Source organism: Flavobacterium sp. (assembly GCF_041392005.1).
GTDB lineage: Bacteria > Bacteroidota > Bacteroidia > Flavobacteriales > Flavobacteriaceae > Flavobacterium.
On sequence record NZ_JAWKMX010000017.1, the window covers coordinates 1 to 14,994 of the forward strand.

At 33.2% G+C, this 14,994-nt stretch carries 14 protein-coding genes; 5 read left to right on the forward strand and 9 right to left on the reverse strand.

The genetic code is table 11. The features are described from left to right. From R2808_RS08480 to R2808_RS08490, 3 genes are all read left to right on the forward strand, one after another. The coding region (locus R2808_RS08480) for a class I tRNA ligase family protein (RefSeq protein WP_371270537.1) at nt 1-2,435 on the forward strand (2,435 nt) is incomplete at its 5' end. A gap of 10 nt (nt 2,436-2,445) precedes the next feature. Further along, a complete protein-coding gene (locus R2808_RS08485) occupies nt 2,446-4,131 on the forward strand; it encodes a DUF262 domain-containing protein (protein WP_371270538.1) in 1,686 nt (561 codons plus the stop codon). Nucleotides 4,132-4,281: 150 nt separating this feature from the next. Next, the gene (locus R2808_RS08490) at nt 4,282-4,965 is read left to right on the forward strand and encodes a zinc metallopeptidase (protein ID WP_371270539.1); all 684 of its coding nucleotides are present in this window, start codon (nt 4,282-4,284) and stop codon (nt 4,963-4,965) included. Between the two features lie 71 nt (nt 4,966-5,036). Here R2808_RS08490 and R2808_RS08495 read toward each other — a convergent pair whose 3' ends face one another. Beyond that, nucleotides 5,037-5,507 carry an Lrp/AsnC family transcriptional regulator gene (locus R2808_RS08495; protein WP_371270540.1) on the reverse strand — a complete coding sequence of 157 codons (471 nt, stop codon included), beginning with the start codon at nt 5,505-5,507 and terminating at the stop codon, nt 5,037-5,039. Nucleotides 5,508-5,582: 75 nt separating this feature from the next. Beyond that, a complete protein-coding gene (locus R2808_RS08500) occupies nt 5,583-6,953 on the reverse strand; it encodes a saccharopine dehydrogenase family protein (RefSeq protein ID WP_371270541.1) in 1,371 nt (456 codons plus the stop codon). Nucleotides 6,954-7,072: 119 nt separating this feature from the next. On the opposite strand from R2808_RS08500, the gene R2808_RS08505 reads away from it, so the two are divergent. Then, nucleotides 7,073-7,462, forward strand: a complete 390-nt coding sequence (locus R2808_RS08505; RefSeq protein ID WP_371270542.1) for a DUF423 domain-containing protein — start codon at nt 7,073-7,075, stop codon at nt 7,460-7,462. Nucleotides 7,463-7,528: 66 nt separating this feature from the next. Further along, entirely contained in the window at nt 7,529-9,154 is a 1,626-nt protein-coding gene (gene pckA, locus R2808_RS08510; protein WP_371270543.1) for a phosphoenolpyruvate carboxykinase (ATP), read from the forward strand. A 108-nt stretch (nt 9,155-9,262) separates the two neighbouring features. Here the strand turns inward: pckA and R2808_RS08515 are convergent, their stop codons facing one another. The 7 genes from R2808_RS08515 to R2808_RS08545 all read right to left on the reverse strand — a co-directional run bounded on the left by R2808_RS08515 (nt 9,263) and on the right by R2808_RS08545 (nt 14,978). Further along, a complete protein-coding gene (locus tag R2808_RS08515) occupies nt 9,263-9,592 on the reverse strand; it encodes a ferredoxin (protein WP_371270544.1) in 330 nt (109 codons plus the stop codon). A 79-nt stretch (nt 9,593-9,671) separates the two neighbouring features. Further along, nucleotides 9,672-10,730, reverse strand: a complete 1,059-nt coding sequence (locus tag R2808_RS08520; protein WP_371270545.1) for an NAD(P)/FAD-dependent oxidoreductase — start codon at nt 10,728-10,730, stop codon at nt 9,672-9,674. A gap of 166 nt (nt 10,731-10,896) precedes the next feature. Continuing rightward, the gene (locus tag R2808_RS08525) at nt 10,897-11,136 is read right to left on the reverse strand and encodes a NifU family protein (protein ID WP_371270546.1); all 240 of its coding nucleotides are present in this window, start codon (nt 11,134-11,136) and stop codon (nt 10,897-10,899) included. 49 nt (nt 11,137-11,185) lie between these two features. After that, on the reverse strand, nt 11,186-12,328 hold the full coding sequence (locus R2808_RS08530; RefSeq protein WP_371270547.1) for a P-loop NTPase: 1,143 nt from the start codon (nt 12,326-12,328) through the stop codon (nt 11,186-11,188). A 168-nt stretch (nt 12,329-12,496) separates the two neighbouring features. Next, nucleotides 12,497-13,054, reverse strand: a complete 558-nt coding sequence (locus R2808_RS08535; protein ID WP_371270548.1) for a YceI family protein — start codon at nt 13,052-13,054, stop codon at nt 12,497-12,499. 50 nt (nt 13,055-13,104) lie between these two features. Continuing rightward, nucleotides 13,105-14,385 carry a hypothetical protein gene (locus tag R2808_RS08540; RefSeq protein WP_371270550.1) on the reverse strand — a complete coding sequence of 427 codons (1,281 nt, stop codon included), beginning with the start codon at nt 14,383-14,385 and terminating at the stop codon, nt 13,105-13,107. A 20-nt stretch (nt 14,386-14,405) separates the two neighbouring features. Then, on the reverse strand, nt 14,406-14,978 hold the full coding sequence (locus tag R2808_RS08545) for a YceI family protein (protein WP_371270551.1): 573 nt from the start codon (nt 14,976-14,978) through the stop codon (nt 14,406-14,408). Nucleotides 14,979-14,994: the final 16 nt, after the last annotated feature.

Consider the following 14,994-nt stretch of genomic DNA (forward strand, 5'->3'; position numbering starts at 1 on the left):
TTGAAAAAAATGGAAATACGCAAGTAGATGCCGTTTGCGATGAAAATATAACCTCTTTTTCTTCCAATGATTGGAATGGTTTTTCAACCGACGATAAACAAAAAATACTTTTACAATATCGCTTAACCTATTTAGCCGAAACCGAAGTGAATTGGTGTCCGGCACTAGGAACCGTTTTAGCCAACGACGAAATCGTAAATGGCGTTTCCGAACGCGGCGGACATCCGGTTATTCGTAAAAAAATGACACAATGGTCGATGCGCATTTCAGCCTATGCCGAACGTTTATTGCAAGGTTTAGACACCATCGATTGGACAGAAAGTTTAAAAGAATCACAACGTAACTGGATTGGAAAATCCGTAGGTGCTTCGGTAAATTTCGTAATTCCTAATTCTAAATTCGTAATTTCTGTCTTTACTACCCGTCCCGATACTATTTTTGGGGTTACATTTATGACATTGGCTCCCGAGCATGAATTGGTTTCGCAAATCACAACACCAGAACAAAAAGCTGCGGTAGATGCCTACATCGAAGCAACTGCAAAACGTTCGGAAAGAGAGCGTATGGCGGATGTAAAAACCATTTCAGGAGTGTTTACCGGCGCTTATGCAGAACATCCCTTTACTAAAGAACCAATTCCAATTTGGATTGGTGATTACGTTTTAGCAGGATACGGAACAGGCGCTGTAATGGCGGTGCCTTGTGGCGATGAACGCGATTATGCGTTTGCCAATCATTTTAAAGGAACGAACGGCATGCCTGAAATTAAAAATATTTTTAATCAAGATATTTCAGAAGAAGCGTTTGCTGGAAAAGAAGGGTTTGAATTAGTAAATTCTGATTTCTTAAACGGATTGGATTATAAATCGGGAACAAAAAAAGTTATTGAAGCACTTGAAAAAATAGGTGCTGGCAAAGCTAAAGTAAATTATCGTTTGCGTGATGCGGTTTTTTCGCGTCAGCGCTATTGGGGCGAACCTTTCCCTGTGTATTATGTAAATGGTTTGCCGCAAATGATTGATGCAAAGCATTTACCCATTCGTTTGCCCGAAGTAGAAAAGTATTTACCAACCGAAGACGGTCAACCACCATTAGGAAATGCAACTGTTTGGGCTTGGAATGTTGAAACAAATGAAGTGGTAAGCAACGATAAAATTAATCACATAAATGTTTTTCCATTAGAATTAAACACTATGCCAGGTTGGGCGGGAAGTTCGTGGTATTGGATGCGCTATATGGATGCACAAAATGAAAACGAATTTTGTAGCCAAGAAGCTTTAAATTATTGGCAAAATGTAGATTTATACATAGGCGGAAGCGAACACGCAACAGGGCATTTGTTGTATGCTCGTTTTTGGAATAAATTTTTAAAAGACAGAGGCATAGCACCTACCGAAGAACCATTCAAAAAGTTGATTAATCAGGGGATGATTTTGGGAATGAGTGCGTTTGTATTAGAATCTTACCATGATTCGATAAAAATAGAACCAATTTATATTTCATATGATTTAATAAATTTAGATAATATTCAATCTAATTGGTATGAACTGCAAAATAAATTTTACAAAGAGAAAGGGCTTAATGATGAAAGTATTTCGCAAGTAAAATTTAGACATATACATATAGATGTTTCATTATTGAAAAATGAAAATGAGATTGATATTGATAAACTAAAATTATGGAGAGAAGAATTTAAGAATGCATTTTTTATTTTTAATGATAAAAACGAATTTAAAGTTCTTCGCGAAGTAGAAAAAATGTCAAAATCAAAATACAACGTTGTCAATCCAGATGATATTTGTAATGAATACGGAGCCGATACTTTGCGTTTGTACGAAATGTTTTTAGGTCCGTTAGAACAAGCAAAACCTTGGAATACAGCAGGAATTACGGGTGTTTACGGTTTCCTAAAAAAGCTATGGCGTTTGTATTTTGACGATAATGGATTCAATGTTACCAACGACGAACCAACCAAAGAAATGTATAAATCGTTACACAAAACCATCAAAAAAGTAACCGAAGATATCGAGAATTTCTCGTTCAACACATCGGTTTCACAATTTATGATTTGTGTGAATGAATTGGCACAGCAAAAATGCCATCATCGTGCTATTTTAGAACCTTTAGCAGTTTTAATTTCGCCTTATGCGCCACATATCGCAGAAGAATTATGGCAAGCACTAGGTTACAACGAATCTATTGCAACGGTTGCTTTTCCGAAATTTGAAGAAAAATATTTAGTAGAAAGTAGTAAAGAATATCCTGTTTCGTTTAATGGAAAAATGCGTTATAAAATTGAATTACCGTTAGATTTAACCAAAGAAGAAATCGAAACCATCATATTGAATGACGAACGCACGCAGGCACAATTACAAGGACGAACACCTAAAAATGTGATTATTGTTCCAGGAAAAATTATTAATTTAGTGGGCTAATTATCAATTTATGAGAGGAATCCAAGATACATCACAGAAAACGTTTAGACAACTTATGGGTAATGGTCTAAGATTTGAAATACCAAAATTTCAAAGAGATTATTCTTGGGAATCTGAACAATGGGACGACTTATGGTTAGATTTAATGTCTTTAATGGAAGATGAAGAAACAGAACATTACATGGGTTATCTTGTTTTACAAACAACTAATAATAAAAATTTCTCTATAATAGATGGACAGCAAAGGTTAACAACTATGAGCTTATTAATATTGTCAATTTTAAAATGTCTTGATGATTTAGTAAGTAATAATATTGATAGTGAAATAAATAAAGGAAGAAAAGAAACTTTACAAAATAGTTATATTGGAAATATAAACCCTGTAACTTTGATCTCTGACAATAAAATTAAGTTAAACAGAAATAGTGACGATTATTATAGACAGCATCTTGTTTTATTGAAAGATTTGCCAATAAGAAATACAAATTCCTCAGAAAAACATATGCGTGAATGTTTTTTGTGGTTTTATGATAAAGCAAAAAAACAATTTAAATCTGGTGAAGAATTGGCTGGATTTATTGATAAAATTGTAGATAAATTATCTTTTACGGTAATAGAAGTTACAGACCAATTAAATGCTTTTAAAGTTTTTGAAACACTAAATGCTAGAGGCGTTCAATTATCGTCATCAGATTTATTAAAAAATTATTTATTTTCAGTTGTTGACGAAACAAATCCTCACAAGTCTGAAATGGAAGAGTTAGAATCACTTTGGAGTAAAGTGTTAGGGAAACTTGGTAACCAAAAATTTGAAGACTACTTGAGATATTATTGGAATAGTAGGAACAAAATTGTCCGAAAGAATAATTTATTCAAAACTATAAAAAAATCAATTTTTAATAAAGAACAAGCATTTTTTTTAATTAGAGATTTAGATGTAAATGCAGATATTTTTTCAGCAATTCAAAACCCAAATGATGAATTGTGGAAAAGTAAAAATGAACTAATTAGTTATTTGGAAGAATTAAAGCTATATCAAGTTAGACAAGTTTATTCCTTGTTTTTAATTGCCTACCAAAAACTAAGCGATGAAGACTTTACAAAACTAGTTAAATATTGTTCGATTATTTCTTTTCGATACAATGTAATTGGAGGATTAAATCCAAACGAACAAGAAGATATTTACAATAAAATAGCAATAGAAATTTTTAACAATAATAATTATAATATCGAATTATTAAGACCAATTTATGTTAATGATTCAGATTTTGAGCAAGCATTTATTTCAAAAAGTTTTAAAAGAACAACTAGAAATCACAAAATAGTTAAATACATTTTAGGAAATATAGAAAGAAAAGTATTTTCAAATGATATTGCCTTTGAGAGTGATATTTTTACAATCGAGCATATTTTGCCCGAAAGTGCTGATGAAAATTGGGGTGAATTTACTGATGAAGAAATAAACCGTTCTATTTTTCGAATGGGTAATCTTACACTTCTTGAAAAAAACTTAAATAGAGATATTGAAAATTCAAAATTTGAAATAAAAAAAGAAGTATTTAAAAAAAGTAATTCAAAATTTACCAATAAAATTATTGATGATTTTGAAACATGGGATGAAAATAAATTAATTTTGAGACAGAAAGAAATGGCTAAATACGCTAAATCTATCTGGAAAATTCAAGTTTTGGAATAGTTTTTAGGATTTATTGTTCCAGGGAAAATTATCAATATTGTAGGGTAATTTTCTATACATTTTACGCATTCGAAACTGAAAAATCTGTCAAATTGACAATTTTAAAAATTGGTTCAAAATTTGATTATATTTATAAAAAATTAAAATACTATGATGTATATGATATTAATGGGCGCTATTGCCCTTGTAAGTTGGTTGGTTAGCAATCGTTTGCAAAGTAAATTTGCACATTATTCCAATATTCATTTGCAAAATGGAATGAGTGGTGCCGAAATTGCCGAAAAAATGTTGCACGACAACGGTATTTACGATGTAAAGGTGATTTCAACGCCAGGTCGTTTAACCGATCATTACAATCCGCAAAATAAAACCGTAAACTTATCGGAAGCCGTATATAATCAACGAAATGCTGCGGCTGCGGCTGTTGCGGCTCACGAATGCGGCCATGCGGTGCAACATGCAACGGCTTATAGTTGGTTACAAATGCGTTCTAAAATGGTGCCTGTTGTGCAAATAACATCTTCATTATCGCAATGGGTTATTTTTGGAGGATTAGCGTTAATGGCGGCTTCTAGCATGGGCTTTTATGTTGCCGTAGCAGGGTTAATTATGATGGCTATTGCTACTGCTTTTTCGGTTGTAACCTTACCTGTAGAATACGATGCCAGTAACCGTGCTTTGGCTTGGTTAAAAAATAAAAATATGGTAACGCCACAAGAATATGCAGGTGCAGAAGATGCTTTAAAATGGGCAGCTCGTACCTATTTAGTAGCTGCAATTGGAGCTATTGCTTCCTTATTATATTGGGCATTGCAAGTTTTTGGAAGACGATAAAAATAAAGAAATAATAGAAAGAAAATAGAAATAGCCCTAAATTGGTATAAAGTTTAGGGCTTTTTTATTGGTTATAATTGAATTTGACGTTCAATTTGTTGTTCTAAAGAAATATAGGTTTCGGTTCGCGAAACACCAGTTATTGTTTGAATTTTTTTGTTGAGTAATTGCATTAAATGTTCGTTATCTTTACAAATAATTTTGATTAAAATACTCCAATTTCCTGTAGTATAATGGCATTCTAACACTTCTGGAATTTTTTTAAGTTCTCTTACTGCATCGGCATTGCTAGAGGCGCGTTCTAAATAAACGCCAATAAAAGCCATAGTTGTATAGCCTAATATTTTGCTATTTATAATACATTTTGAACCTGCAATAACACCGGCTTGCTCTAATTTTCTTAACCGTTGGTGTATAGCAGCACCCGATATACCAATTTTATTAGCAATTTGAAGAATAGGTAAGCGTGCATCTTCCATTAAATGGCGTAATATTTCTTTGTCTATGCCGTCAATTTCAACTTGTAAAGAATTTATTTTCATTGGTGCAAAATGTTAAATTAAAGGAAATAGCATATCCGTTTTTACTATTTTAGATGGTTTTATAAATCTTATAAACTATTTTTTTACATTCAGCAAATTGTAGCCAAGATAAGGCTCGTTTACTTCTTTAAAGGTTATGCCAAATTCTTCTAACTCTTTTAAAATAGGTTCATAAACTTCTTTTGAAATAGGTAATTGAACGCCTGGCGTTTTAATTTCGTTATTTAGAATTTTTAAAGCAGCAATTGCTACAGGTAAACCAACGGTTTTTGCCATAGCAGTATAAGTTTGGTCGTCGCCAATACAAACCATTGTAGCATCAATTTGCCGTTTGTCATGGTTAAGTTCGTATCCTATTTTATGATACATCACAATCATATCTTTGTCTTCGGGTTGAAGTTGCCAACATTCCGAAAGAATTTTTTCTAATATTTGTGCTGGTGTGGCATTTTTTAAACCTACTTTTTTATGGGCATTAAATAAGTTTAGTTCTACTAATTTGTCCCAAATAACATCATCTTGATCAATTTTTTGAATATGACGTAGTTTTATTTCAACTGTATCGGTAGGGTGATAAGGAAGAAATGAATTGGTAAAATCACGATAACTCATATTTTCAGAATCTTCCATAACGTAAGAATCGTCTGTCATACCCAATTGCACTAAAATGTCCCAAGCTCTTGAAAAACCAACTCTTCTTATAGTACCACGATAAACCGTTAGTGCATTAGCAAGACCATAAACATTTTGATATTTTAACGAATCGCGGTTTGCATAAGCTTCAAATCTACCATATCCTTCTACTTCTAAAAATTCGGTTCTTCTAAATAATTTGTTATAAGGAATATATTTATAGGTTCCTTCTTGAATAAATTTTGCAGCACCACCTTGCCCAGCTAAAACTACATTTCTTGGATTCCAAGTAAATTTATAATTCCATAAATTGGTATCACTTTCAGGTGCTACTAATCCACCACAAAACGATTCAAAAAGAATAATTTTACCGCCTTTGTCTCTAATTTCATCAATAACCTTCATGGCACTCATATGATCAATCCCTGGGTCAAGACCTATTTCGTTCATTAAAACAACGCCTTTTTCTTTTGCTTGAATGTCGAGCTCTTGCATTTCTTTACTAATATAAGAGGCTGTAACCATACTTTTGCCAAAAGTTATGCAATCTTTTGCTACTTGAATGTGAAGATGCGCTGGGAGCATAGAAATTACAACATTGGCATTGTTAATTTCTTCATGACGCTGTGTTTCGTTAAAAATATCGAAGGCTATTGCTCTAGCGTTTTTATGGTTATTAACCTTTTTTTTAGCCAATTCTTCCGATAAATCGCCTATAGTTATGTGGAGTTTTTCGGTTTCAGATTTATCTAAAAGATACTGTATTAAAGAAGAAGCAGACCTTCCAGCTCCTATTACTAATATTTTTCTCATTGTATTTTGTAATAAGCAGCGAAAGTACGCAAATGTAAATTGTTGATAAAACAATTTAACTGATATTTGTCAAATTTAACAAACTGAAAAATGGTTATATTTGTAGAGATTTTTATAAAATGGAAAAGAAAATAACGATAGTAGCTGCACTTTTAGGTTGTATTGCCATTATTTTAGGAGCTTTTGGTGCACATAAATTAAAAGAAATGCTTTTACCCGAGCAGCTAACCTCTTTTGAAGTAGGTGTACGCTACCAAATGTATCACGCCTTGTTTTTGTTGTTGATAGTTAATAATACACTACTAAATATAAAGGAAAAAACCATTATTTTCTATTTAACGTTAGTTGGCGTGCTGTTTTTTTCGGGTTCTATTTATATACTTAGCACAGCCAGTATTACGGGTGTTAAAACTAAATTTTTAGGACCAATTACGCCAGTAGGAGGACTTTTTTTAATTAGCTCTTGGTTGTTCTTATTGTATGCAGTAATCGTAAAAAAAAGCATATAATTATTTATACTTAAATATAATTTATAATTTTGCACTTTAAAAATAAAACAACATAACTCATATTTTATGGATAATAATATTCAAAAAACGAAAACGATTTCGTTAGAGAAATACGGAATAAAAAATGTTCAAGAAATAATTTACAATCCGTCTTATGACGAACTCTATAATGCGGAATTAAATAACGATTTGCAAGGATATGAAAAAGGGCAATTATCAGAACTAGGAGCTGTAAATGTAATGACGGGCGAGTTCACAGGTCGTTCGCCAAAAGATAAATATATAGTAAAAGATGAAGTAACGAAAGATACTATTTGGTGGACTTCTGAAAAAGCAGTTAACGATAATAAACCTATTTCAACAACAACTTGGAACGCACTAAAAGAAGTTTCGGTAAACCAATTGTCAGGAAAAAAACTATATGTAGTTGATGCGTTTTGTGGCGCTAACGAGAACACGCGTTTAAAAGTGCGTTTTATTATGGAAGTGGCTTGGCAAGCACATTTTGTTACCAATATGTTTATTCGTCCAACAGAGGAAGAGTTAGATAACTTTGGCGAACCCGATTTTGTGGTAATGAACGCTTCTAAAACATCGTTTAAAGATTACGCAAAACACGGTTTAAATTCTGAAGTTTTTGTTGCCTTTAATTTAACCGAAAAAGTACAACTTATCGGAGGCACTTGGTATGGTGGCGAAATGAAAAAAGGTATGTTTTCTATGATGAATTACTACTTGCCACTTCAAGGAATGGCTGCTATGCACTGCTCGGCAAATAAAGGTAAAGATGGCGATGTTGCTGTTTTCTTCGGTTTATCGGGTACAGGAAAAACAACCTTATCTACCGATCCTAAGCGTGAATTAATTGGAGACGATGAACACGGCTGGGATAATGAAGGAGTGTTTAATTTTGAAGGCGGTTGCTATGCTAAAACCATCGATTTAAGTAAAGAAAACGAACCCGATATCTACGGAGCTATTAAAAAAGATGCCTTGTTAGAAAACGTAACGTTAAATGCCAATGGAAAAATTGATTTTACAGACGGGTCGGTTACACAAAATACGAGAGTTTCTTATCCTATTTATCATATTGAAAATATTGTAAGACCAGTTTCAAAAGCAGGCCATGCAACAAAAGTTATTTTCTTAACAGCCGATGCTTTTGGGGTTATGCCGCCCGTTTCTAAATTAACGCCCGAGCAAACAAAATACTATTTCTTATCGGGTTTTACAGCAAAACTAGCAGGAACAGAAAGAGGAGTAACCGAGCCACAACCAACATTTTCGGCTTGTTTTGGTAAGGCATTTTTATCGCTTCATCCTACAAAATACGGAGAAGAATTAGTAAAGAAAATGGAAGACCACAACGCCACCGCTTATATGGTAAATACGGGTTGGAATGGCACAGGGAAACGTATTTCTATAAAAGATACTCGTGCTATTATCGATAGAATTCTTGACGGTTCAATTGAAAAGACCGAAACTAAAAATATTCCAATTTTTAATTTTACTGTCCCTACAAGTTTAGCCGAAGTAAATGCTGAAATTTTGGACCCAAGAAATACATATGCCGATGCTAAAATTTGGGAAGAAAAAGCAAAAGATTTAGCGGCTAAATTTATTAAAAACTTTGAACAATATACAGATAATGAAGAGGGAAAATCGCTTGTAAAAGCAGGACCTCAATTGTAATAACAACCACTAAAATACCCAAGTTTTACTAATTAAATAGGAAAACCAGAAAAAATTAATTTTTTCTGGTTTTTTGTGGTTACAATTTTAATAATAAAAATTTTGTAATTATTGTTCAGGTGCAATTTGAACAGCTAAACCCTCTAATTCTTCTGAAATATGAATTTGGCACCCTAAACGGCTGTTGTCTTGAACGTGATACGCTTCATCTAACATCGCTTCTTCATCTGGGTTTCTATCAATAGCCACTACGTTGTTTAAAATATAAACTTGGCACGATGCACACATTGCCATTCCACCGCAAATGCCAAGTGTTCCTTCTTCGGCTAATTCATAAGAACGAATAAGTTCCATAAGGTTCATATTCATATCGGTTGGTGCTACTACTTCGTGAGTTACACCATTTCTGTCGGTTATTTTTATGTTTACGTCAGTCATTTTTAGTCAAAAGTTGAATGTTAAAAGTTATAAAGTTACTTTCAAACTTTTAACTTTTAAACTTGAAAACAAAATAATATTAATCAATAGCTTTTACAACCGCTTTCTCGGCTTCTTTTCTACTACCATCAAAACCATCAATACCCGAAACGGTTGTGTATTTTAACACATATCGTTTACCAGGGTTTAATCGGTTATACACACTTTGGCACATTAAAGTAGCTTCGTGAAAACCACATAAAATTAATTTTAATTTACCAGGATAGGTATTTACATCGCCAATGGCATAAATGCCATCAATATTGGTTTGATAATCTAAAGCGTTGTTTACTTTTATGGCGTTTTTTTCAATTTCTAATCCCCAGTTAGCAATGGCTCCCAATTTTGGTGTTAATCCAAATAGTGGGATGAAATAATCGCACGCAACATTCATACGTGCACCGTTCATTTCGACATCTACAGCTGTTATTCTTTCGCTACCATTGAAACCCACCACTTCGGCAGGCGTAACTAATTTTATTTTTCCTGCGTCTTTAAGTTCTTTTACTTTTTCTACCGAATCTAATGCGCCACGAAATTCGTTTCTTCTGTGAATAAGTGTAACCGAATTTGCTACATTTGACAAGAAAATACTCCAGTCTAAAGCCGAATCGCCACCACCTGCAATTACAATGTTTTTACCCCGATATTTTTCTGGATCTTTTACAAAATAATCGACTCCACGATCTTCTTTTTCGTAAAATTCGATATCTTTAAGCAGTGGTTTGCGTGGTTCGAAAGTTCCTAAACCACCTGCAATAGCAATGGCTTTTGCCTTGTGTTGTGTTCCTTGGTTTGTAGTAACAATAAAAGAACCATCGTTTAGTTTTTCGATGGTTTCAGCAGTTTCGCCTAATGTAAAACCTGGTTGAAACTGTTTTATTTGTTCCATAAGGTTATTAACTAAGTCGCCAGCTAATACTTCGGGGTAACCGGGTATATCGAAAATTGGTTTTTTAGGATATAATTCGGCTAATTGCCCTCCGGGTTGTGGTAAAGCATCTATAAGGTGGCATTTCATTTGTAATAATCCTGCTTCGAAAACAGTAAAAAGACCTGTAGGGCCAGCGCCAATGATTAAAATATCGGTTTCTATCATTTTAAATTTTTTATGATGCTGTAAAATTCAGCATTTTTTTTAATTTTCTTTGTGATAAATGTCACATAATAGCGTGAGGGATGGAAGCAAAGTATCGTGTACTGCGTACAGCCCGACCCCTGACGAAAACTTTGTTTTATTAGGGGGCACGCCCTTTATATCTAAATTACGATACATTTACGACAGTTTCGATTTGCGGCGCATATTTTTTTATAGTGGTTTCTACACCAGCTTTCATGGTGCTAAGACTTAAGCTACAGTTTGTACATGCACCTTCTAAACGTACTTTTACATGTTTGTTGTCGATAATTTCGACTAACGAAATATCGCCGCCATCGGAATTTAAAAAAGGACGAATTTCGCTAAGTGCTTTTTCGACATTTTGTTTGGTTGTTTCTTCGGTCATATTTTTCTTTGTTCCGTTTTAGTAAAAATTAAAACTACAACTACGATTTTTACTTTTTATTTACTGCAGAGCAGCCTGCCATTGTAGTTATTTTAATAGCTTCGGTTGGCGGCAAAGTATCGTTTCGGCTTACGGTTTCGGCTACGACGTTTCGAGCCAATTCTTCAAAAGCTTTTTCTAATGGTGTTGCGGTTTGCAGTGCTGCTGGACGCCCGTAATCGCCTGCTTCGCGAATGCTTTGTACCAATGGAATTTCGCCCAAAAATGGTACTTGTAAATCGGCGGCTAAATTTTTTGCACCTTCTTTACCAAAGATGTAATATTTATTGTTAGGCAGTTCTTCTGGCGTAAAGTAAGCCATATTTTCTATAATTCCCAAAACGGGGACTTTAATGTTATCGTTATTGAACATAGCTACACCTTTTTTAGCATCGGTTAATGCTACAGCTTGTGGCGTGCTTACTACAACGGCTCCTGTTATAGGTAACGATTGCATAATTGATAAGTGAATATCGCCTGTTCCTGGCGGCAAGTCGATAAGCATAAAGTCGATTTCGCCCCAATTAGCATCGAAAATCATTTGGTTTAAAGCTTTTGCAGCCATTGGCCCGCGCCAAATAACGGCTTGGTCTGGTTTTGTAAAAAAGCCAATTGAAAGCAATTCTACACCGTAACTTTGTACGGGTTGCATTTTTGATTTTCCGTTAACTTCTACCGATACGGGTTTTGCATTTTCTACATCGAACATTATAGGCATCGATGGTCCGTAAATGTCGGCATCGAGTACGCCAACTTTAAAGCCCATTTTGGCTAATGCTACCGCTAAATTTGCTGTAATAGTAGATTTACCCACACCACCTTTTCCTGAAGAAACGGCTATAATATTGCTAATTCCTGGAATTGGTTTTCCTTTTATTAAATTTGGATTTTCGGTTTTTTCGGGTGCTTCAACTTTTACGTTTACTTTTATTTTAGCCTTTTCATACACTTTTTCGTGAATAACTTTCATAATATCAACTTCGGCTCTTTTTTTAATATGTAGGGCAGGAGTTGTTAAAACTATATCGACTATTACTTCATCGCCAAAAGTTAGTACGTTTTGTACAACGCCGCTTTCAATCATATTTTTTCCTTCGCCAGCTACCGAAATAGTTTCGAGTGCTTTTAGAATTTCTTTTTTATCTAATTTCATTTTTATTTATACTAAATCTGAATTGCAAAGATACCGTGAAAATGATAAAAGGCAAAGGGTTGATGGTAAAAGTTTTAAAGTAAGATTTTCTTTTTAAGAAAATATATTAATTACTATAAAAAAGCAGTTTTGAAAGTTCAAAACTGCTTTTAACTAACATTGTAATTATTAATATTTGAGATACAAATCAAATGCTATAGAAACTTCTTCGTTTAATTTGATTAGGCCTAATATTTTTTTAGGCGATTTCAAATTAAAGTCGTTAATGTTTAGTGTTAAAATTCCGTTTACATTTTTGTTTTTTGGATTAATTGTAACAGGAATATGGTATGTTTTTTTTACATTGGCTATAGTAATAGTTGCAGTAGCAATTATTTTTACGCCGCTGGTTTTTAACTCATTTACCTCAATTTTTATGTTTGGATATTCATTGGATTTTAAAACTGATTGTAAATCTTTAGTAATTATACGATGAGCACAATCGAACCCTTTTGTTTGAATTAAAAAAGTAGCACCTTGTAAAAGAATTTTATTTTCTTTTTGGTAATGGGTTACAAAAAGTTGTGATTTAATTAAATTTTGATTGTATTCGCATTGAAAGCTATTTATATTTGATTTTCCATTAATTATAATTTGGCTTTTTTCGGAAATAATTACCTGTGTTTTATCTGTTGAAGTAAAGCCAAATAGCACTAGTGCAATAATTATGTAAAAACTATTTTTCATTTTATAGTTAGCAGGAAAGAAAACTCTTTCCTGCTAATTTTAATTTTTTATTAGAAACTTATAATTGCTTCGGCTACAACGCCATTAAATTTTCCGCCATCGTATTTGCTACCTGTTGCAAAACCATCGTATTGTTGTGTAACGTATTCTACTTTAGCCAATATATTTTTTGTCATAAACCAACCAGCACCAACATTGAATCGAGTAATGTCTATATCGTAACCCGATACATCTTCGGCTGAAACTTGATTGTAGCGTCCTGCTACGTAAAAGTTATCGCTATTACCGAAACGATATAATAGTTCTGCGCCGTATTGACTGGCTTTTCTTCTGTCGGTTTCGCCTAAATTTTTACCATTTGATAATTCTAAAACTCCAAAGAATTCTAGGCCTTGATATTTAATAAAAGGGTTAAACATAATTGCTGTTAATTTGTTGTTAAACCCAGGATTGTATCGCCCTGTTGTAAAATCGGTTTTTGCAGAAACCGCAGGATCATTTTCTGACATTACTAAATAGTAGCGTGCACCAGCTCTATCGCCTGCATATAAATAGGTTCTGGTTGCCCATGCAGTATTGTAAATAGAACCTGTTAAACGAATTCTTAAATCAGTATTAATTTGTTTGTCCCAACCTACTTTTGCTACAATAGATGGACTAGCATTTCCGTTTACTTCGTTGTCTGCAACATCTTGGTTAAGTTTTGTGTTTGTTGCACCAAGCATTGCCAAAAAGTTGTTTTTTTGGTAATAAAATTCGGCACCTACTTCGGTTGTAAAAGAATCCATAATATAATTGCCAACGAATGGATTAAAAATACCTTGTGCATTATCGGAACGTCTAAAATGAGTATCACCATAATTAATTTCCATATGTCCTACTTTAAAAGTAGCATTTTTCATAAAGTCTGCAGCAAATCCTTCTTTAATAAAGTCTAAATTATCTACTTGTAAATAACCGCCTTTTACATAAGGTTCTGGATGATGACGAGACGATAAATAAGTTCGTAAGTGCATACGTAAGCCTTTAGCTAAAGCTACGTCTAAATCTAAATTAGCTGTTGCTAAATTAAAATTGTTTGTAATAGGTTTTAATGCTACAGCACCTGTTTCATTTTCGTGGTCTAGCGCTTGAAATTGTAATGCAAACGACCCACCAATGCGAACTTTAACATTTTCGAAAGTTGATACTGAATCTTTTGGTGCTTCAAAAACATTTAATCCGTTTTTATCGGGTTGCCTGTAATTGTCTAAATTTCTGTTTTGTGCATTGCTACTTAAGCTAAATGCTAACGCTGCTAAAAAAAGCGAATTTTTAAAAATTGTTTTCATGTTTATTTAGTTATTAAAATCTATTTATAAATTATTGTAAAATCTATAGTTACTTCTTTACCAGTTTTAATAGTTCCCATTAGCGCTTTTGGCGGCTCTATTCCATAGGTTGTCATATCTATTTTTTGTTTTCCACTAATGGTAAACTTATTTCCTAAATTTTTTATAGTAAAAGTTTGGTTTATTTTTTTAGTTATACCGCAAATTGTTAAATTTCCTTGCGTAGCAACGGTATAAGTCTCGTTTGCATTTGCTGTAACTTTTGAAATGTTTGTTACCACAAAAACAATATTTTGATGTTTTTCTGTTTTTAAAGCTTTATAAGTGTTTTTGTCCATACCGCTTTTACCACTTTTCAAACTTTCTGAAACTACCGAAAAACGCATTGATTTTATTGTTTTTAAAATTCCGTTTTCAGTTTCAAAAACGGCTGTTCCACTCATGTTTTCGGCAACTACATCCCAATCGTGAATGTTTGATGTTCCGTAAACCGTAAGTTTACTTTCGGTTGAATTTACTTTTGTTTCTTGAGCTTTAGCAAAACTCAAAATCAATAAAAAAGTTGTAAATAATAGTTTATTAATGTTTTTCATTTTCTTTTGATTTATT